We start from the raw sequence: 19,401 nt of genomic DNA on the forward strand, positions 1-19,401 counted from the left end.
TCGCAGGTGCAATCAGGCTGACCGATGGGCGGATAGAGGCGACGCGTCGGTGCTGCAAAGGCTTGCGCATTGCCACTGTGCGCCTCTTCCAAACTCCCGGAGAAGCGTGGATGCTACGGATCGTCCTTGCCGGCCTTGCCCTTCTGCTTGCCACGCCAGCGTCGGCGCAGGAGGGGGAACTTGCACCGATGCCGGTGTGGCCGTCCGGTGTGCCACCGATCAAGGGATGGCCCGGATTGGCCAAGGTGCCGGTGCAGGAGGAACTGCGCGACAATGGCGAGCAGGTCTGGAACGTGACAGTGCCGACGCTGCAGCCGTTCCTGCCCGATCCGGCGAAGGCCAATGGCATGGCGGTGGTGATAGCGCCGGGTGGCGGCTTTCGCCTGCTGGCGATCCACCACGAAGGCACGCGCGTGGCCCGCTGGCTGGCAGCGCGCGGAGTTGCGGCGTTCGTGTTGAAATACCGCCTCATCCAGTCGCCTCCGGGCGAGACCAACGAGGCGATGCGCCAGCGGGTGCAGGCGACGCTTGCGCCGGGCGTGGGCGGCGTTCCCGGCGTGGAAGACGGAATGGAGGCGCTGCGCATCGTGCGGGCCAATGCCGCCAGGTGGAAGATCGATCCGCATCGCGTGGGCGTCACGGGCTTTTCCGCTGGCGGGCATGTGGCGGGGATGACGATGCTTGCGCCCAACGCGGCAGAGCGGCCGGATTTCGCCGCGCTGATCTATGGCATGCCTTTCGGCCCCACACCGCCGATCCCTCCGGCGAATCTGCCTTCGCCCGACAGCAATGCGAAGAAGCCATGGCTGCTTCCGCCGCCGACCCCGGCACCGGGCCGATTGCCGCCGATGTTCATGGTCATGGCGCAGGAAGACCGTGCCGTGGATCAAGGCTTTCGCGCCTTTTACGACAGGCTTTTCGCCGCAGGATACCGCCCCGAACTGCACCTTTACCAGCGCGGGGGCCACGGCTTCGGCATGGCCACCCGCGGGTCGACGGCCGACCACTGGATCGACGAGTTTGGCTATTGGCTGGATGCGGAGATGGCGCGCAAATGAGGTTGCGCCTGATCCTTGCACCGCTGCTTGCGGCGATTGCCGGGCCAGCGTTGGCCGATGTGCCGGTGCCCGATTACGGGCAGGCGCAGTACTGGAGCACGGTGGACAGCCTGCCGCAGGGCATGGCGACGCCGAAGGGCTTGCGCGGCGTCGACGTGTTCTGGATCCACCCGACGACGACGCGTTCGCAGACAGATTTCAACCACGATCCGCTTGATCCCGCAGTGATCAAGTGGACCGAGGAAAGCGCGGTGCAGCGGCAGGGAAGCGCATTTTCGGCATGCTGCCGGGTATTCGCCCCACGCTTTCGCGCCGCTACCACCAAGGCGCTGGCTGACCCGGCCAATCGCGACAAGGCCTTTGCGCTGGCCTATTCCGACATCGAGCGTGCGTTCGACTGGTACATGGCCCACGAGAACAAGGGCCGCCCCTTCATCATCGCCGGGCACAGCCAGGGCGGGGCGCACACGACCTCGCTGCTGGAAAAGCGGATCAAGGGCACCAGGCTGCAGGGCCGCATGGTGGCTGGTTATGTCATCGGCATCAACCTGATGGAGGGTGACCTTTCCCCTCGGCTTGCGGGCATTCCGTTTTGCAATACGCCTATCCCAGCCCCTACATCGCCGCGGCGGCGATTTGCGCGCTGTTCTTTCTCGCCTCGACCGCGTTCAGCGTCTATTCCGTGCCATACCTCGCCATAGCGGCCGAGCTTTCGAGCGATCCGCACCAGCGCAACCGCATCATGGTGTTGCGCATGTTCTTTGCGACTCTGGGCGTGCTGGTCGGAGTGGGCCTTGCGCAGCCGACAATCGCGCATTTCGGGGGTGGGGCGGCAGGCTGGCGGGCAATGAGCTGGATTTTCGGCGGCCTGCGCCTCATATCCATGCTTACCACGGCGAGTGCCCTGCGGCGCGTACCGCTGATCAACGCAGGTGCCGTGCCGGGCTCGTTGCTTGACCAGTTGCGCACCGTTGCGGCCAACAGGCCCTATCTCGTGCTTCTTGCCACAACCTTCGTTTCGAACACCGGGCAGGCGGCGAGCTACACGGTCATCGGTTTCGTGTTCCTCTATGCAGTGCAGGCGATCTGGCTGATCCCCGCGTTCATCCTGCGCATGTCCGCTGCAAGCCTTGCCTCGCAACCGCTTTGGCTGTGGCTTCCCAGACGCATTGGCAAGCCGCATGCCTACGTTCTGGCTGCTGCAATCTGGGCAGCGGTCACCATTACCTGGCTGTGGGTCGGCAAGGGGGGCACCGATGTCGCCACGCTGCCTGGCGGGCAACCGATAAACACCCAGCACTTGCTGATCCTGCTGCGTGCGGTGATCATCGGTGCATTCAATGGCGGCTTCATTCTTCTGGCGCTGTCGATGATGACAGACACGGTTGACTACCAGCGCCGGATGCAGGGCGTTGCCAATGAGGGCGTTTTCGCTGGGCTGTTCTCGGCTATGGAGAAGCTGGCTTTTGCGCTCGGGCCGGTCATCGCCGGTATCGTGATGAGCGCGTTCGGCTTCGTGTCCTCCACCGGTGGCGCCGCCGCGCAGAGCGACAGCGCAATCACGGGCATTGTCCTGCTGTATAGCGTGATCCCTGCCACCCTGCAGGTGATCGCGCTGCTGATCTTCAGCCGCTATCGCTTGCCCGAGTCCTGAACGATCGGGAATTCGTAGATCGCCGCCGACGTTGCCGGAATGTTCAGGTGCTTTCCCCGCAGCGCTGCGCGCGCCCTGGCAATAGTGACTTCGGTTGGTAGGCCGACCTTGTTGCGGGCGGACAGGCTCCGTGCCGACAGCGACCAGCTTTCGCCTTTCGGGGCTACCGCAGTTCCGGTCAGCGCAAGGTCGAGCGTCTGTTGCTCGAACGTCGCGTTGACGATCGCCAGCCGCAGGAACTTTCCGTCTGGTGTAAGGCCGGCGACAACATCGAGCGGGAAAGTCGGGCTTCCCGCTTCGACCTGCGGATGGGCATTGCCGACGCGGTACTTCATTTTCGGCTGCGGGCTTCCACCCTCGAGCGCCAGCGGCACGACGCCCTTGCCGAACTTCTCGCCATAGAGCTTGAATACCATGCCTGTTGCGTTCAACACGGCCGCGTGCGGCGTAATGTCCATCGTGGACGCTCCAGTCGTGAAAGCGCCCATCTTCAGGAAGTCGCTGTGGCGCAGCATCTCGTTGAAGACCATGGCGTAGGCGAGTGAGGTTTTCAGCGTCGGCTCGCCAGCCATATAGGCGTATTCATCAATGGCGAGAAAGACGTCGGATTTTGCCAGCTGCGGATACTTGCCGCGATAGATCTCCCATTCGAGCGCATCCATGCGGACGTGGTTGGATGGTGAGCGGACGTATTCCATTAACTCGTCCGCCGGAGCAGCCTGTGGTCGCTCCTCGGCACGGTCATACCAATGCTCCGTGATGCCGTCGAACGTGCCCCAGGCTTTGGCGAAGAAGCCGCCAGTCCAGTCGTGCTCGGTACTGAATTTGGACTGGATCGACTCGAGCGAAGAGTTCTCCTTCACGCCCTTTTCGTGAAGCTGATCGGGCATGCCACCTGATGCGATGAGCAGGATCGACGGATCACGCTGCTTCATCTTGCGGGCAAACTCTCGGTGCTTGATCAAATAGTAATCCAGCGAGGTCTTGCCGATCTGCCACCAGCCGAACGGCTCGTTGCCGATGTTCCACCATTTGACCCGGTAGGGTACGGGGTGACCATTGGCAGCGCGTTGCGACCCCCAGTAGGTCGAAGTGGAGCCGTTCAGATACTCCACCTGCTCGGCGGCAGAGTTTGCGTCGCCCAGTCCGGCGTTGACTGTGACATATGGCTCGACCTCCAGAAGCCGGCACAATTCCATCCATTCGTCCATGCCCAGATCGTTGGTCTGCATCGCCGCCCAGGCATGATCGAACATGGGTGGCCGCTTGTCGCGGTCGCCGAGGGCTTCATGCCAGTCCCAGTCGGACAGGAAATTGCCACCCGGCAGGCGCCACATGCCCGAATTGAGGGACCGGGCCAGAGCGGTGGTATCGGCGCGCCAGCCGTTGATGTTGTCGGCTGGCATCAGTGACACCGCAGCCACGCGGAAGCGGCCGGTGCCAGTGCCGGTGATTTCGATCCGGGCGTCGGCACTGGGGCCTGCGGGTGTGAAAGAAAAGGCGGTGCGCGCCCAGTCACGGGTCGGGGCCGGGAGAGCGATGGACTGGCGTTCGTTGGGGCCGTCACCCCAAACCAGCGCGACCGAAACGGTGGCGCTCGCGTCGCCCGAAAGCCAAAGGCTCCCTGTGTATTTGCGTCCCTCCGCAAGCGCGATGCCCGACTGCATCAGTCCACGTGGTTGCGCACTCACCGCGACCGATGGACTCTGCTCTCCTGCAAGCGGCGTGTCCCGGTCCATGACAACGGCATCTCCACCCCCGATCGGGCGCCAGCGCCGCCATTCGGTCCCGGGGCGACCTTCTGCATTGGGAGGGGGCGGAACATCGCGTGCCGCGTCGACCACCGGGAAATAGAATTTCCGATCGTCCAGCATTTCTGCCCACAATGTGCGGGTCATCAGGTTGCCAATCGGCTCGATGAACATGCCGTAAAGATAGGGGGAGACCGGGGCTGACCGCTTTGTTGCATCGATGCGGGCGATTACGGGCTTCGGCGCGGCATGGGCCGGCACGGCAAGCGGTGCCGCGCACAGGAGGGCGGCAGGCAGGGAGTGCTTCATGGCGGGCTCCGCAGGAACTCGGGGGATACAGGGGGGCCGGGCCATGCTGCTCCGGGAGAGGTGGAACGGCATGGCCCGGACGATTGCGCGATGGTGGTTGTGGTGGGCCGCCGCGCAAGGGATGGGATCAGAAGCGGAAGCGGACGCCTGCGCGATAGATCCGGCCAAGCCCGTCATAGAGCGCGGGGTTGGAGAAGATGTTCGTTCGCGCGGGAGCGTTGTCGAACACGTTGTCGACCTTGGCGTAGGCGACGATTTCCTTGGTGATGTTTACGCTGCCGCCGATGTCGAGGTAGAATGCACCGGGCAGGAAGTTCTGGTCGATCGTCGGCCGCTGCGAAGTGGAGGCCGGGCAATTTCCGGCTGAGCATACCACGTATTGGTTGCCGATCACGCCATCGCTGAACCAGCGCTCCTGCACCAGCAGCGAGAACTTGTCGTTCTCGTAGCTCTGGATCAGCAGGAACTTCCAGTCGGGCGTTGCGCCGTTGTTGTTGCCTGCCGTGTCCACCGGCAGCGTGCCTGGAAGGCCGGTGTCGGTGATGAACTTGATCACGTGAGTGGCGAGCCCACGCAAGGTCAGGCTCCCCGGCAGGCCAAGCGGCTGCTGCCAGCGGTACGAGGCCTCGATGTCGAACCCGCTGGTGTTGATCGAAGCCAGGTTGAACGCCTGCACGTTGATGAAGTTCGGCCCGTTGGTGTTGCTCAGGTTGAATGCGCTGCAGGTGGAATTGAGCACCTTCTGGAAGCAGAGCTGGACGATGTCATTGGCACCAAGGCTCGAGATCACGTCCTTGATCTTGATCTGGTACCAGTCGAACGAGACGTTGAGGCCGGGCAGCCACGACGGGTTGGCCAGCGCAATACCTGCGGTGTTGTTGCGGGCAAATTCTGGCGTCAGCGCCGTGTTGCCGATGGTGTGTTCTGGATCGCCAGCACGTTCGAGTTGGTGAACGGATCGAAGAAGTTGGGCAGCGTCGTGGTGACTGGTGCCGCAAACAGTTCCGACAGGTTGGGAGCGCGCACATCGCGTGACATCACGCCGCGGACGCGCAGGCCATCGACGGGCAGTTCCCAGGTGCCGCCCACCTTCCAGGCCCAGACCGTGCCAGAGGTGCTGTAGTCGGTCACGCGGCCAGCAGCGTTGACGTTGAGCTTGCCCGTGCTGTCGGAGTTGAGGATCGGCACGTCGACTTCAAGGTAGGCTTCCTTGACCGTGTAGGTGCCGTTGCCGTTCTTGTAGTTGCCGGCGTACCAGTTGTTGCCACCAGGTATCAGTAGCGGATCGGCCGGATAATCGCCGCCGGCAGGAGTGTTGGCAAAGCCCGCGCCATAAGGATCGGCAGTAACGCGATAATGTTCGCGGCGCCACTCACCACCGAAGGCGACCGAGAGCGGGCCAGCCCACAGCTCGACCGGAGAGCCCGAGAAGTTGATGCTGGCGACATCCTGGGTCTGGCGGGTGCGCTGGTAAGGCCCGGCTTCGGGCATGATGTAGTTGCGCGCAGCCTCGGACGCCTTGTCGCCAAAGATGTTGAGCGGGACGCAGCCGTTGGCGCGGGCAACCGGGTTGCGGCAGACAATCACGCCATTGTCCAGCACGGCATCCATCGCATTGTTGAAGCGGTTGCTCAGCAGGATGTTGTCGACGTCGATCCGCGTGTTGTTAACGCCATGCTCGTAATATGTGTCGTAAGTCCACTCGGTACCGCCGATTTCGGCGGCGCCCTTGGCACCGATCACTGCGCGCACCTGCTCACGGTCCGTGTGGACCTGCGTGTTGCCGAGCGAGGCATTGCTGGTGCCGAAGCGGAAGCTGGTGATGCCGGCATTTGTGCAGGCAGTGGCAATGCTGGCAGGCAGGTAGGGGTTCGAACACTGGATAGTAAGGCCGGGGCGGTTCTGGCCATTCACTGGCTGGTTCTGGGTCTTCACCCGCCCATAGTTGAACGTGGCATAGACCTCGCTGCCCGGTGTGAATTCGAAGCCGATGCGGCCATAGCCGTTGTAGCGATCGATCCGTGACTTGAGCGAACGGCCCGCATCTACGTTGCCGGTCAGATCACCGCCCAGGCAGAAACCGGGGAAACAGCCCGTGATGGTGCCCGCAGCATTCTTGTCGGGCACGCCGTTCGAGCCGTACTGAAACTGAAACGGGTTGCCTGCTGCATCGAATGCGATGCCCTGGAGCGGGCCCGCCGTGATCAGGCCATACTTGGTGAACGTGGTCGACTGGGCGAAATCGCGCAGAAGGAATTGTGGCGAACCGTCGTTGAGGACGCCACGGTTGATCAGCGTCGTCTGCTTGAACCAGTCGCGTCCGTTGGCAAGGCCGATGCCCCATTCTCCGCCGCCAACGCCGCCTTCGTGCGAATATTCGACATTGCCGATCACGCGCAGGCGATCTTCGGCAAAGGCCGTGCCGAATGCGAGTTGGGCGACAGCCTGTTCGTCATCCCCATAATTGGTGATGCCGCCCTGGATGTTGCCCTTGATCCCCTTGAAGCGGGTATCGGTGACGAAGTTGACGACACCGCCTACCGCGTCCGAGCCGTAGGATGCAGATGCGCCCCCGTTCACCACGTCAACCCGCTGGGTCAGGAGCTGCGGAAACAGGCTGATGTCCGGCACGCCGGTGACATTCGCGCCGACGACGCGCTGGCCATCGAGAAGTGTCAGCGTGCGGATCGTGCCCACGCCGCGCAGCGAGAACGAGCTGAGGCCCTGTGCGCCGCTCGAAGTGCTGAAGGTGTTGACCTGCGTACCGCTCGACCCCTGCAGCGAGGGAAGCTGCGAGATCGTGGTGAAGATGTTGGGCTGCGCGTTGGCGGCGATCTGTTCGCTGCCGATTACCGTGGTCGGCGTTGGCGCGGTGAAGCCACTCGTGTTGATGCGCGATCCGGTAACAATGATTTCAGCCGCACTCGGGCGCTCGTCAGGCTCGGCTGCACTGTCTGCGGCCACGGATGGATTGGCCGCATCCTGCGCCTGCGCCGCGATTGGCATCAGTCCGGCAAGCGCTACGACCCCGAGCGATGCGCCTTGCAGCAACAGGCGACGGCAATCCAGCAAGTTCAACAACATCCCACTCCTCCACATAAATTTCGTTAGAGCTGCATCGGTCTGCGCAGCGTTTTAACTGACAAGTCGAATCAGGGAGGGGCGGCGCTGATACGGCGCGATCCATCAAACCACTGCCTTGCGAACCTCTCGGCGCGACTCGGCGGTCTGACAACACCTCTCCAATCGTCGACTTTCCGGGGATTTACTAAGCCACTTTCCCCAAGTAGTGGTAACGTTAACTCATTTTCGTCTACGTTGCGATTCCATGCTTGTCAATAGTCTGACAAATTGGCAATGCGATGGGCGGGTCAGGGTGGGCCGAGCAGGTCACACCGTGCGATCCGGCAAAAGGCCGAGGTTTGGGAGATAATTGGTTGCGCAGCTTGAAGGCTACCCGAATCCGTTGGACGATCATTGCTCTCTTCGTGGGCGCAATGGTGCTGAACTATCTGGCGCGCTCAGTGCTCGGCGTTGCTGCACCGGTCGTGCTGCAGGAGCAGGGCATCACCAGCCAGCAATACGGCTGGATCACCGGCGCTTTCCAGGTTGGCATCATGCTCCAGCCGCTTGCCGGATATTTCCTCGATAGCGCGGGCCTTCGCATCGGTTTTGCGGTCTGCGCGGGCCTGTGGTCGCTGATCACGATGGCGCATGTCTTCGCCTCAGGCTGGCTCAGCTTCGCCGCACTACGCGGCCTTCTCGGCCTTGCCGAAGGCTCGGCCCAGCCCGCTGGTCAGAAGCTTGTCGCCACGTGGTTCCCGGCGCGCGAGCGTGGCACGGCAGGCGGCATCTACAACATCGGGGCCTCCTTCGGCGCTGTCTTCGCGCCGCCACTCGTGGCTTGGGCAGTGCTTGCCTATTCGTGGCGCGCGGCTTTTGTCGTCGCTGGCGGGCTGGGACTGGTCTGGGTCGTGCTGTGGCTACTCTGGTATGAAAGCCCCGCCCGGCATCGCCGCATCGGCGAGGATGAGCGTGCCCTGATTGCCTCGGGGCAGGAGGCGCACCTCGCCGCAAGCGAGCAGCGCGCCTCGATCGCTGCCATCCTGCGGCGCCGAAACCTTTGGGGCATCGCTCTGCCTCGCCTTCTGGCCGACCCGGTCTGGGGCATGCTGTCGTTCTGGATGCCGCTATACCTCGCGCGGGTCCATCACTTCGACCTGACACAGATCGCGATATTCGCGTGGCTGCCGTTTCTTGCAGCAGACCTTGGCTGCTTGTTCGGTCCCGCGGTTGCTTCCGCGCTCAACCGGCGCGGCGTCAACCTGATCGATGCACGTCGCATGGCCTTCACGCTTGGCGCAGTGATGATGACGGGCATGGCCTTGGTCGGAATGGTCAGCAGCCCTTACGTCGCGATAGCGCTGCTTTGTCTCGGCGGATTCGCTCACCAGACGCTGTCTGTCACTGTCATCACCATGGCATCGGACCTGTTCCGCCGCAACGAAGTGGCAACTGCCGCAAGTCTCGCAGGCCTCGCTGCCAACCTCGGCGTCCTGCTCTTCTCGCTCCTGCTGGGCGGGCTGGTTGATCGCGTTGGTTATGAACCCTTCTTCATCGTTCTGGGTCTGCTCGACCTGATCGGTGCAGCCCTTCTCTGGACCTTGGTGCGAAAGCCCGCATGACCCATTTTGCCAATCCTGTTCTTCGTGGCTTCAACCCCGATCCTTCGATCGTGCGTGTGGGCGACGACTTCTATATCGCCACTTCGACGTTCGAGTGGTTTCCCGGAGTGCAGATCCACCACAGCCGCGATCTCGTGCATTGGCGTACGATTGCACGTCCACTTCGGCGCGCCAGCCAGTTGGACATGCGCGGCGATCCGGATTCCTGCGGGGTCTGGGCGCCGGATCTCACTTACGCCCACGGAAAATTCTGGCTGATGTTCACCGACGTCAAGCGTTACGGCCAGACCACCGTGAACGGCGCCACCGGGGCATCCTTGCGCGATTTTCACAACTATCTCGTGACGGCAGACAGCGTCGATGGTGAGTGGTCGGATCCGGTCCATCTCAACAGTAGCGGCTTTGATCCCTCGCTGTTCCATGATGACGATGGCCGGACATGGCTGGTGAACATGATGTGGGACCACCGCCCGGGCAGCAGCCGTTTTGGCGGCATCGTGCTTCAGGAGCTCGATCGAGCGACCAAGCGGCTTGTCGGCAATCGCCACCTTGTCTTCGCCGGTACCGAGCGCGGCTTTACTGAGGCGCCGCACATCTACAAGCGGGATGGCTGGTATCACCTCATGGTGGCAGAAGGTGGCACCGGCTGGGAGCATGCTGTGGTGATGGCGCGTTCGCGTGACCTGCTCGGGCCATACGATGTGCATCCCGACGGCGCGGTACTGACTGCTGCAGGGACGCGCGACGGTGCGTTGACCCGCGCCGGGCACGGCGATCTTGTCGACCTGCCCGATGGCAGCACATGGATTGCCTACCTCTGCGGCCGACCTCTGCCGCGGCAGGAGCGCTGTGTCCTAGGGCGCGAGACGGCGATCCAGCGGATGGTCTGGTGCGAGGACGGCTGGTTGCGGACGCTTGCCGGCGATGCAGCGCCAGAACCCACCCCCGCCTTGCCGAACCTGCCCGCCGCGCCCGATATTGCAGATCCGGCCTGGGACGGCGCTTTCCAGGAAGGCAATTTGCCGTTGCCGTTGCAATGGTTGCGTTCCCCGGTGCCCGAGCGGCTCTTCAGCCTCTCTGCCCGTCCAGGCTGGCTGCGCCTCTACGGCCGCGAAACTGTCGGCAGCTTCTTCGAGCAAGCGCTCGTTGCGCGCCGGCAGGAGCATTTCGTCTTTACCGCAAGCACGCTTGTGGCGTTTGACCCGCAGGACTTCCAGCAATCCGCCGGGCTCATTTGCTATTACAACAGCACAAAGTTCCACTACCTCAACCTCACGATGGAAGGTGATCGCCGGCAACTGCAAGTGCTGTCGGCCGTGCCGGGCGAGGAAACCGTCGCATTCGTCGTGGCCGATGCACTACCCGAAGGGGAGATCGAGCTGCGTGTCGATGTTAGCGGGGCCGAACTGCGCTTCAGCTGGCGTTGCGGCGAGACTGACTGGAGCGAATGGCCCGTAGTCCTCGACGCGAGCGCGCTGTCCGATGAAGTTTCGCTGCCCGGATTGCCCAACTTTACCGGCACTTTCGTTGGCGTGGCCGCGCAGGACTTGTCCGGGGACGGCGCTCATGCAGATTTTCGCTTCTTCCGTTACGAGGGACTCGCATCGGACTGACCGCCGCGAGATTTTGCCAAGTGCATCCTGCCCAAACGTATGTTAACGTAAAACACAGTGCCAGCAGGGATAAGTCTGATTTAATATGAGGGGGCGGGGCAAGAATAGCGGCCACGAGGCGGAACGCCATCAGCGCGGAGCGACCGTAATAGACGTTGCCGCCCGCGCGGGGGTCTCTGCGATGACTGTGTCGCGTGTGATCAATGGGAACGGCCGGGTCAAAGCCGAAACCCGCGAGGCCGTGGAGCGTGCGATAGCCGAACTGGCCTATGTGCCCAACGTGGCCGCACGCAGTCTGGTGAGGTCGACCGAACTGCGCATCGGTGTGGTCTACTCGAACCCCAGCGCGACCTTCATGAGCGACTTTCTCACTGGGGTTTACGAAGAAGCCTCGGCACGTGGCGCACGCCTCATTCTGGTGAAGGGGGAAGGCGGGCAGCCCCCATCCGAAAAGGCCTTGCAGGAACTCGTCCGCTCGGGCGTGCTTGGCGTGCTTGTCACGCCACCGTTGGGCGAATCGCCACGTGTTCTGCGGATTCTTGGCGAAGCTGGCCTGCCGATCGCCGCAGTGGGTGCCTATGGCAGGACGGGCGTGATCCGCGTCCGTATCAACGATCGCAAGGCGGCCTGCGAAATCACCCGCCTCCTTATCGGGCTCGGCCACCGACGCATCGGGTTCATTCTTGGCAATCCCGACCAGGCAGCCAGCGCCGAGCGCATGGCTGGCTTCCACGAAGCGGTGCGCGAGGTCGAAGGCGTTGAAACCATCGTCGTAGCCGGTGACTACCGCTACGAATCCGGTCTGGTCGCTGGTGAACTGTTGCTTGGCAGCGAGAACCCGCCGACAGCAATCTTCGCCAGCAACGACGAAATGGCAGCGGCAGTGGTTTCAGTAGCCCACCGCCGCCAGCTCCACGTGCCAGACGAGCTTACCGTCGTCGGTTTCGATGATACGACCGCCGCCGTAATGCTCTGGCCCCCGCTCACCACCGTGCATCAACCTGTTCACCGTCTCGCCAAGGAAGCTCTTGGCCTACTGGTCCAGCAGATCGAATCCGGTGCGGAAAAGTCCGGTGAAGGGCGCGACGTCATACTCGGCCACGAGATCGTTGTTCGGCAGTCGAGTGCTGCCCCGATTTAGCGTTGCTTCAGGCCACGGATGATGGTGTTCGGCAGAAAGGCGTTGTCCCATTCCGGGCGCCCGTCCTTGGGAGCAGGCGGCGTAGCCCCGACGCGCAGCACGATCAGCCGAAACTTGGGGCTGATTGCAACGATCTGGTTGGAATTGCCGTCGAACAGGAACAGATCCCTATCGAGAAAGGGCTCGGAATGGAGCACTTGCGGCCCCATGGTGCCCGGCGCACCGAAGCCCCGGCGCTGGCGATACGGCTCGCCAAGCCATACTCCCAGTCCGAAATTGGGATTTTGCGCAGTGCCCTTGCGCATTTCGGCCACATAGCCAGCAGGGAGCAGCCGCTTGTTTTGCCATTTGCCATCATTGATCAGCAGGATGGCCAGGCGCAGATAACTGTCAGCCGGCAAATACGTGCAGCAGCCCGAATGGGCGAGGCCGTTCGGCTTGCCGACCCAGATACGTCCGCCTTGCGCCCAGCGGCTTAAGGACCTCGCTGCTGAGGAAATCCCCATAGCGCATTCCGGTCGCTCCTTCGATGACCATCGCAACAAGATCGCTCGGCGCGTTGGCATAGGAATAGCGTGTTCCCGGCTCGTACGGCATGGGGTAGCTGTCGATGATCTTCTTGCCGAACTCTGTATCCAGCAAAGCCAGATTGTATGGATGGGCGGGATCGGCGCTGAACCCTTGGTCGAGCATGCCCGATCGCATGTCGAGCAAGTAGCGGACTGTGATCTTGGCTTTCGCGGTGCCTCTTGCAGAAGGGATGAACTCGGCAATGGACTGATCGAGCGAGCGAATCTTGCCGATCGCCATCGCGCGACCGATGGCGATCGCCGTCAGTGGCTTTGACAGGGACCTCGAGACGAGCGGTGTCCTCGCATCGACGCCCTTGCCATACCATTCGCTTTCAATCCGGCCATTGCGCCAGACGATGAACGCCGTGCTGTTCATCGCCTCCGCGTAGGAGCGGCTTTCGACCAGAGCCTTCTCGGAAATCGAGCGTTGTGCGGGCGTGACAAGCGGAAGCGGGGTCCAGCGATCCACTCCGGCCAGCGGTTCCATCGGGGCGTAGGGGAAGTTTCCGGGGTCCTTGAAGAACGTGGCCAGCCGGTCCTCGTAGACTTTCTGGGCGTCGGACCAATCGGTCTGCGCACTAGCTACAGTTGTCATGAGACAGGCTACAAGGGCTGACTGCAAAATCAGGAGCGCACTTCTTCCGACATTCATGAATTCGTTCTCCGCCTGCCGGTCAGCCCAGTCGCGCCGCAGACGCGGCGCGTGCTGGAATGCGGATATCCGTGCGGCAGCAACGCCCGTTTTCCTGCCTCCCAACCCTTTATCACCGCAAGGCGGATAGTTTGGCGGCTTTGGCCACGTCTCGCAGCGGCCCGGTCCATATCTCCACCAAGAAGTTAGATTGGAGTCCGCTGGATATGACAGGGGTTGAACGGTGCCAGGTGGCGATTGTCGGAGCCGGTCCCGTCGGGACGGTTCTGGCCACGCTGCTGGCCCAGGCGGGGGTGGACGTGGTCGTGCTGGAAGCCGGGGAGGACTGCGCGCAGGACTTGCGCGCATCCACCTTCCATCCACCGACGCTCGAGATGCTGGATACAATCGGCATCACGCCGATGCTGCTGGACAAGGGCCTGAAGGCGCCTGTCTATCATTGGCGTGACAGGACCAGCGGCGAGGTCATCGATTTCGACTTGAGCGAGATTTCGGACGTGACCCGTTATCCCTTCCGCATCCAGTGCGAACAGTATCACCTGTCGCGCGCGCTGGCTGCTGGGCTCGAGAAGTATTCGAACGCCAAGATGCGCTTCAGCACAAAGTTGCTGACCTTCCAGCAAGATGACAGCGGCGTCGATCTCTGGGCAGAAACGCCTTTCGGCATAAACCGCCTCCGCGCCGATTATCTTGTCGGGGCCGATGGCGCCAATTCGATCGTGCGCAAATGGCTTGGCATCGAGTTCGACGGGTTTACCTATCCCGAGCGCTTCCTGTGCCTGTCCACCGATCTGGAACTCGCCGATCATCTGCCGAACCTGGCTTACGTTAACTACGTGTCGGACCCGAAGGAGTGGCTCGTGCTGCTGCGCGTGCCGTCACTGTGGCGGGTGCTGGTGCCAACCGACGGCTCGCTCAGCGATGAAGAACTGCGTTCGGACAGGATCAAGAACGGCATCTTTGACCGCCTCGTGGGTGATGGTGCGGCTGTAAAGACCGAACACCGTACGCTCTATCGCGTGCACCAGCGTGTCGCCAAGTCGTTCCGCGAAGGACGCGTCGTGCTTGTCCGCGATGCTGCGCACCTCAAAAACCCGCTGGGCGGGTTCGGGATGAACTCGGGCGTCCACGATGCCTTCAACCTGTTCGAAAAGCTTGCGCCGGTGCTCAAGGGCACGGCGGCAATGGAACCAAGTCTCGCCCTCTATGACCGCCAGCGCCGAGAAGTGACGCACAGCTTCACCCAGATGCAGACCAAGGAAAACATGGCCTTCATAAAGGGTGGACAGGACGGGGCGCACGAAGCGCGCCGTGCCAAGATGCTGGAAATCAAGAACAATGATGAAACTCGCCGCAACTACCTGATGCGGCAAGCCATGTTCGACAGCCTCGCCCAGGCGGCTGCGATCGTTTGATGCGGAGTGGCGCTGCAGTGGTGGGACTGCGGCGTGGCTTCTTCTGGAGACAAATCCGATGGTCGACGTCCAGGGTTACCGCGCCTGTCTTGGCGTGATTGCCCCTTCCACCAACACTACCGTCCAGCCCGACATGGAGCGCATGCGCCCTGCTGGTGTGACCAACCACTTTTCGCGGATCTTCGTCGAAGACCCGGTCGCCCTGTCGAATGAGGACTTCATCGCAGGCACCACGGCGATTGCCGAAAACACCATGGACGCCGTGCGCTCGGTGATGACGCTTCGCCCGGAATACTTGGTGCTAGGCATGTCGGCGATCACCTTTTACGGTGGTGTAGAGGGCGGCAGGAAGTTCAAGGCTGAGGTCGAGGCGCTGGCTGGCGTTGGCGCGTCGACTGGCTCTGAATCCATCGCCGCTGCGCTGCATGCCTATGGCAATGTGAAGACGGTCAGCTTCGTTTCGCCCTATTATCCGGTTGCCAACGCAGAAGTGCGCCGTTTCCTGGAGGAATCCGGTTTTTCGGTGGTGCGGGACGTGCCCTTGCAATGCAAGCGGTGGACCGACATCGCCAAGGTCACACCGCAGCGATTGCGCGAGGTAATCGACCATCTCAACGGCAGCGACGTGGATGCCATCGTTCAGGTCGGCACCAACCTTTCCATGGTTAGCCTTGCCGCGGAGTATGAGCAGAAGCTCGACAAGCCCGTGATTGCTATCAACACGGCAACTTATTGGCATGCTTTGCGGAACCTTGGCGTCAACGACCGGATCGAAGGCCTCGGCAGACTTTTGTCGGAGTTCTGACGAAACCCCTGCCGGCTCGACGGGAAGGGATAAGTCCATTCCCGCCGCTACTTAACCGCTTCAGAATAGCCCGTCGTCGTCGTCGTCGTCTGTTGTCGCTTCAAAACCTTGGCCGTCTGGTGCCGTGGCGATGCCGGCGTAGCCTTCGCCAAGCGAGCGGTTGTGGACGTCTCGCTCGTCGGCCATCGTGTAGGTGCAGGCGAGCTGTTTGAGGATCGCCTGAATGGCGGCGACGGTGCCAGGTTCGGTGCTAGCGTCACCGCCGGTGATTGCCCGCAAATTGTCGCACATCGCGCGCATCGACTTTCCGGTGGCGGCAGCTTCCTCGAGCAGAGACATTGCCGACGCCAGATGCGCACGCAATTCCTGAGCTTCTGCTACGACCATCGCCATCGCGGTGCGACCGGCCTGATTGCAATCGGCAATGGTGGCCAGAAACCGCGCAAGGAGCTCCCCCGATGCCGCCGCATTTTCGCTCGAGCGCTCCTGAAGCCGGTGGCATGGCCCTGACAGGTGATCCTGGGTCTTCAGGATCGTCTCGGCAATCGCATCGAGCCGTTCCGAATACGTCCTGATCTCGTTGGCGATGACCATGACCGGTCGACCAACCCCCTGAGCGGTGCGGCAACTGAGGCCAATGTTGATCGCCATGTATTGCACATCAAGCCTCAGCATGGCTATCGACCTTGCGCGCCTGGTCACCTCCTCGACCGTTTCGAGGATGAAGGCGAGCGTTGCCATGCCTTCGCTGTTTGCGCGACCAAGCTGGCCAAGCATGGCCCGCGCTTCACCGACGCTGGCTTCGATTCGTCCGAGAATGTCGATGTCGCCTTCATCGGAACCTGCAGGAGCAAGATCGCCAAGTCTGTCGCATTGCGCGCGCAGGCGCATCACGGATGCGGCAAGCTCGGCGGTTTCATGCACATATTCTGCAGTCGCGGCGTCCGAAAGGGCGGCAAGGACTGCCAGTGCGGGTTGAGCATTCTCAAGGGCAATGACCTTGCCGGTCACCGCCCCCTCGATCAGCCCCAGCCCCTTCTGCACGTGTTCAAAGCGCTGGCGCACCCTGTCGCCGATCTGGATGGCGGAGATGGCGCCGTGCAGTTCGGTCTGGATGGCAGTGGCAGTGGCAGAGACCAGCCGCGCCATCTGCCCGAGGTTGCCTTGGTGTGCCTGCAGGTCAGCTGCACCTTGCAGCAGCGCATCGGGGACCTGGGGGAAAACCCTGGAGCACTCCAGATCCAGCAGGCGGTCATTCCGGCCCATGTCATGGAGGCTTTTGGCCAGCGCTTCCAGCATATGCTCAAGTCCGCGAAGGTCCTGTTCGCCCTGGCCAAGCTTGACCCGCATCGCGTCGGCAAAGTCCATGAACTGCGCAAGACCCGATGCGGTGATCTTGACGTTCATGCCATAGATGTCGAGCACCTGGAGGCAGCGCTGAACCTCGCCGATGCTCGTCCTGATCTCGCGGGACGCTTCATGAAGCGAGGCGATTTCGCCCGAGCGCTGGTGCACGGTGTCACGCACGTTGAGCAGTGAGATGGCGGCATTGTGCAAGCCGCTGATGGCATCGCTGCCCACCCCGCCATCCAGCATCCCGGTCACTTCACCAAGCGCATTCACGATCGTCTCGATCTTGCCAACCGCGTGGCACAACTGTGTGCTTGCACTGTTGAAGTTCTCGTTCATCGGCAGCAGAAATGCGGCGACCTCATCGGCCAGGGACGCGATGTCGGCGTCGGGCAAGGGGCGGGAGGTAACGAGCTTCAGGGCCGGCATCGCTCAGCGTGCCGTCGCGCGGAGGATTTCCCCCGCGATTGCCTGAAGGCCGATCACCCGGTCAGCTGCGCCGCGGGCAATGGCTTCCTTGGGCATGCCGAATACTACTGACGATGCCTCGTCCTGCGCAAAGGTGCGGGCGCCGGCCTCCTTCATTTCCAGAAGGCCGCGTGCTCCGTCATCTCCCATGCCGGTCATGATGACGCCCACCGCATTCGACCCCGCACAACGCGCGGCCGATCTGAAGAGGACGTCCACCGAAGGGCGATGTCGCGAGACGAGGGGGCCGTCGCGCACGGACACGAGGTAGCGCGCACCCTGTCGCTCCAGCAGGGTGTGCTTACCTCCGGGTGCGATCAGCACATGCCCGCGCATGACCGTGTCGCCTTCCTCTGCTTCCTTCACAGAAACCTCACAGATGGAATTGAGCCGGTCTGCAAAGGCCTTGGTGAAGCGCTCAGGCATGTGCTGGACGACGACGATGCCCGGCGAATTGGCGGGAAGTGCCTCCAGCACTTCGCGCAGGGCCTCGGTCCCGCCGGTCGAAGCGCCAAGGCACACGACCATCTCGGTCGTACGGCTCATTGCCCGCCCGCTCGGCGGAGGCAGGACGGCATCGGCTGTCAGCTTCGCCTCCGGACGTATGCGCGGCGGTGCTGGCCGGCGCGACGATACGCGGGCGCGCGCGGCGCCCTTGACGACTTCACGGATCGTGGCGCGGGCTTCGGCTAGGTGGTCGGCCACGCCGATGCGCGGCTTGAGGATTACGTCAACAGCCCCTGCCTCGAGCGCCTGGAGCAAGGTTTCCGACCCTTGCTCGGTGAGCGACGAGCACATCACCACCGGCACCGGGCACTGGCTCATCAACTTGCGCAGAAAGGTTATGCCATCCATCCTGGGCATCTCGACATCGAGCGTGATGACGTCGGGAACCTGTTCCTGGATGATCCGGGCAGCAGCAAAGGGATCGGGGGCCGTCCCGATCACTTCGATCTCGGGATCCTCCTCGAAGATGGCCTTCATCGTCTGGCGCACGCTGGCGCTGTCATCGACGATAAGAACCCGGGTCCGTTGTCTTGCGCTCATCACAGGGGCCTCCGGAAGACTGTGCCGGCAACCTGGGTGAGATTGTGGCGAAAGCCGGTGATCGATTCCGAATGGCCAAGGAACAGGTAGCCGCCCGGCAGCAGCTTTTCGCAAAGCCGCAGGACGACGTCCTCCTGAGTCTTCTTGTCGAAATAAATCAAAACGTTGCGGCAGAAGATCAGGTGGAATGTCTCGTCGATGGGGTTGGCTTCATCAATGAGATTGAGACGGCCGAACGCCACCCGTCGCCGCAACTCGGGGGCGATGCGGATTTCCTCGCGAGATGGATCCTTGGGTTCCAGCACGTATCGGCGACGCAAGTGCGCAGGCACAGGCTCTACCTGTTCGCGCGGATAGATGCCCTTCACTGCCGTTGCGAGCACGTCTGTGTCGATATCGGTGGCGATCACACGATAATCCATGCCGCGGCTGCGCGTGGCGAAATCATCGAGCAGCATGGCAAGGGTGTAGGGCTCGGCGCCGGTCGAGCAGGCTGCGCTCCAGCAGCGGATCTGGCGGCAGCTTTCCTCGGCATAAAGCGGCAGGACCGTGTTGGTCAGGTAATCGAAGTGTGCCGGTTCGCGGAAAAAGTCGGTCTTGTTGGTAGTGACAGCATTGATGAGGTGTTCGAGCTCGTTGCCGCCCAGGTTTCCGGCGAGGACGAGATTGCAGTAGTCGCCGATGCTCCCGACCGCGAGCGCGCGGGCACGTCGCCTGAGCCGGCCTTCGAGCATGGTCTGCTTGCTCGACTTGATATTGATGCCGGTCTCAAGCTGGATCAGCTCGGCAAGCGCCTTGAACTGCCGTGCTGAAATCCGGTCGTCTTCGGATGCAAGGCCAAAAGCGTGGGGGCTGAGATCGTTCAAGTCTGCACCTTTCTG

Annotated in this window: 14 protein-coding genes and 1 pseudogene; 8 read left to right on the forward strand and 7 right to left on the reverse strand. The window is 62.4% G+C overall.

The window, feature by feature from the left end; all coding sequences use genetic code 11:
* Positions 1 to 110: 110 nt before the first annotated feature.
* The 3 genes from B9A23_RS05410 to B9A23_RS05420 are packed head-to-tail and all read left to right on the forward strand — an operon-like array spanning position 111 to position 2,712.
* Positions 111 to 1,058, forward strand: a complete 948-nt coding sequence (locus B9A23_RS05410) for an alpha/beta hydrolase (RefSeq protein ID WP_084277809.1) — start codon at positions 111 to 113, stop codon at positions 1,056 to 1,058.
* Complete coding sequence (locus tag B9A23_RS05415; RefSeq protein WP_084277810.1) at positions 1,055 to 1,759, forward strand: DUF3089 domain-containing protein; 705 nt, start codon at positions 1,055 to 1,057, stop codon at positions 1,757 to 1,759. Before B9A23_RS05410 ends, B9A23_RS05415 begins: the two co-directional genes overlap by 4 nt.
* Entirely contained in the window at positions 1,651 to 2,712 is a 1,062-nt protein-coding gene (locus tag B9A23_RS05420) for an MFS transporter (protein ID WP_084277811.1), read from the forward strand. Before B9A23_RS05415 ends, B9A23_RS05420 begins: the two co-directional genes overlap by 109 nt.
* Here the strand turns inward: B9A23_RS05420 and B9A23_RS05425 are convergent.
* Both B9A23_RS05425 and B9A23_RS05430 read right to left on the reverse strand, forming a co-directional pair.
* On the reverse strand, positions 2,691 to 4,772 hold the full coding sequence (locus B9A23_RS05425) for an alpha-L-arabinofuranosidase C-terminal domain-containing protein (RefSeq protein ID WP_084277812.1): 2,082 nt from the start codon (positions 4,770 to 4,772) through the stop codon (positions 2,691 to 2,693). The genes B9A23_RS05420 and B9A23_RS05425 overlap by 22 nt on opposite strands.
* A gap of 127 nt (positions 4,773 to 4,899) precedes the next feature.
* Positions 4,900 to 7,778, reverse strand: a pseudogene (locus B9A23_RS05430) (TonB-dependent receptor).
* A gap of 491 nt (positions 7,779 to 8,269) precedes the next feature.
* Between B9A23_RS05430 and B9A23_RS05435 the strand changes: the two are divergent.
* The 3 genes from B9A23_RS05435 to B9A23_RS05445 all read left to right on the forward strand — a co-directional run bounded on the left by B9A23_RS05435 (position 8,270) and on the right by B9A23_RS05445 (position 12,211).
* A complete protein-coding gene (locus B9A23_RS05435) occupies positions 8,270 to 9,457 on the forward strand; it encodes an MFS transporter (RefSeq protein ID WP_254895017.1) in 1,188 nt (395 codons plus the stop codon).
* Positions 9,454 to 11,070: a glycoside hydrolase family 43 protein gene (locus B9A23_RS05440; RefSeq protein ID WP_084277814.1), complete on the forward strand. Its 1,617-nt coding sequence runs from the start codon at positions 9,454 to 9,456 to the stop codon at positions 11,068 to 11,070. Before B9A23_RS05435 ends, B9A23_RS05440 begins: the two co-directional genes overlap by 4 nt.
* Positions 11,071 to 11,155: 85 nt before the next feature.
* Entirely contained in the window at positions 11,156 to 12,211 is a 1,056-nt protein-coding gene (locus B9A23_RS05445) for a LacI family DNA-binding transcriptional regulator (RefSeq protein ID WP_084277815.1), read from the forward strand.
* Here B9A23_RS05445 and B9A23_RS05450 read toward each other — a convergent pair.
* Both B9A23_RS05450 and B9A23_RS05455 read right to left on the reverse strand, forming a co-directional pair.
* The gene (locus tag B9A23_RS05450) at positions 12,208 to 12,612 is read right to left on the reverse strand and encodes a serine hydrolase domain-containing protein (protein WP_084277816.1); all 405 of its coding nucleotides are present in this window, start codon (positions 12,610 to 12,612) and stop codon (positions 12,208 to 12,210) included. The genes B9A23_RS05445 and B9A23_RS05450 overlap by 4 nt on opposite strands.
* Positions 12,602 to 13,378, reverse strand: a complete 777-nt coding sequence (locus tag B9A23_RS05455; RefSeq protein WP_176217893.1) for a serine hydrolase domain-containing protein — start codon at positions 13,376 to 13,378, stop codon at positions 12,602 to 12,604. The genes B9A23_RS05450 and B9A23_RS05455 overlap by 11 nt, the downstream gene beginning before the upstream one ends.
* 263 nt (positions 13,379 to 13,641) lie before the next feature.
* On the opposite strand from B9A23_RS05455, the gene B9A23_RS05460 reads away from it, so the two are divergent.
* Together B9A23_RS05460 and B9A23_RS05465 are read left to right on the forward strand one after the other, a co-directional pair.
* Entirely contained in the window at positions 13,642 to 14,850 is a 1,209-nt protein-coding gene (locus tag B9A23_RS05460) for an FAD-dependent oxidoreductase (RefSeq protein WP_084277818.1), read from the forward strand.
* Between the two features lie 58 nt (positions 14,851 to 14,908).
* Entirely contained in the window at positions 14,909 to 15,655 is a 747-nt protein-coding gene (locus B9A23_RS05465) for a maleate cis-trans isomerase family protein (protein WP_084277819.1), read from the forward strand.
* A gap of 60 nt (positions 15,656 to 15,715) precedes the next feature.
* On the opposite strand, the gene B9A23_RS05470 is transcribed toward B9A23_RS05465, so the two are convergent.
* From B9A23_RS05470 to B9A23_RS05480, 3 genes are read right to left on the reverse strand one after another with little or no spacing between them, the layout of a single operon-like run.
* The gene (locus tag B9A23_RS05470; protein ID WP_139797333.1) at positions 15,716 to 17,434 is read right to left on the reverse strand and encodes a hypothetical protein; all 1,719 of its coding nucleotides are present in this window, start codon (positions 17,432 to 17,434) and stop codon (positions 15,716 to 15,718) included.
* Between the two features lie 3 nt (positions 17,435 to 17,437).
* The gene (locus B9A23_RS05475; RefSeq protein WP_084277821.1) at positions 17,438 to 18,520 is read right to left on the reverse strand and encodes a protein-glutamate methylesterase/protein-glutamine glutaminase; all 1,083 of its coding nucleotides are present in this window, start codon (positions 18,518 to 18,520) and stop codon (positions 17,438 to 17,440) included.
* Complete coding sequence (locus tag B9A23_RS05480) at positions 18,520 to 19,386, reverse strand: CheR family methyltransferase (RefSeq protein WP_139797334.1); 867 nt, start codon at positions 19,384 to 19,386, stop codon at positions 18,520 to 18,522. Before B9A23_RS05480 ends, B9A23_RS05475 begins: the two co-directional genes overlap by 1 nt.
* Between the last annotated feature and the right edge of the window lie 15 nt (positions 19,387 to 19,401).

This window comes from Novosphingobium sp. B1 (assembly GCF_900176395.1).
Taxonomy (GTDB): domain Bacteria; phylum Pseudomonadota; class Alphaproteobacteria; order Sphingomonadales; family Sphingomonadaceae; genus Novosphingobium.

Excerpts from the sequence above, each read along its gene's own strand:
- B9A23_RS05470 (WP_139797333.1), bottom strand. The coding sequence starts at position 17,434 with ATGCCGGCCCTGAAGCTCGTTACCTCCCGCCCCTTGCCCGACGCCGAC.
- B9A23_RS05455 (WP_176217893.1), bottom strand. The coding sequence starts at position 13,378 with ATGACAACTGTAGCTAGTGCGCAGACCGATTGGTCCGACGCCCAGAAA.
- B9A23_RS05445 (WP_084277815.1), top strand. The coding sequence starts at position 11,156 with ATGAGGGGGCGGGGCAAGAATAGCGGCCACGAGGCGGAACGCCATCAG.
- B9A23_RS05475 (WP_084277821.1), bottom strand. The coding sequence starts at position 18,520 with ATGAGCGCAAGACAACGGACCCGGGTTCTTATCGTCGATGACAGCGCC.
- B9A23_RS05415 (WP_084277810.1), top strand. The coding sequence starts at position 1,055 with ATGAGGTTGCGCCTGATCCTTGCACCGCTGCTTGCGGCGATTGCCGGG.
- B9A23_RS05435 (WP_254895017.1), top strand. The coding sequence starts at position 8,270 with ATGGTGCTGAACTATCTGGCGCGCTCAGTGCTCGGCGTTGCTGCACCG.
- B9A23_RS05465 (WP_084277819.1), top strand. The coding sequence starts at position 14,909 with ATGGTCGACGTCCAGGGTTACCGCGCCTGTCTTGGCGTGATTGCCCCT.
- B9A23_RS05440 (WP_084277814.1), top strand. The coding sequence starts at position 9,454 with ATGACCCATTTTGCCAATCCTGTTCTTCGTGGCTTCAACCCCGATCCT.
- B9A23_RS05460 (WP_084277818.1), top strand. The coding sequence starts at position 13,642 with ATGACAGGGGTTGAACGGTGCCAGGTGGCGATTGTCGGAGCCGGTCCC.
- B9A23_RS05425 (WP_084277812.1), bottom strand. The coding sequence starts at position 4,772 with ATGAAGCACTCCCTGCCTGCCGCCCTCCTGTGCGCGGCACCGCTTGCC.
- B9A23_RS05410 (WP_084277809.1), top strand. The coding sequence starts at position 111 with ATGCTACGGATCGTCCTTGCCGGCCTTGCCCTTCTGCTTGCCACGCCA.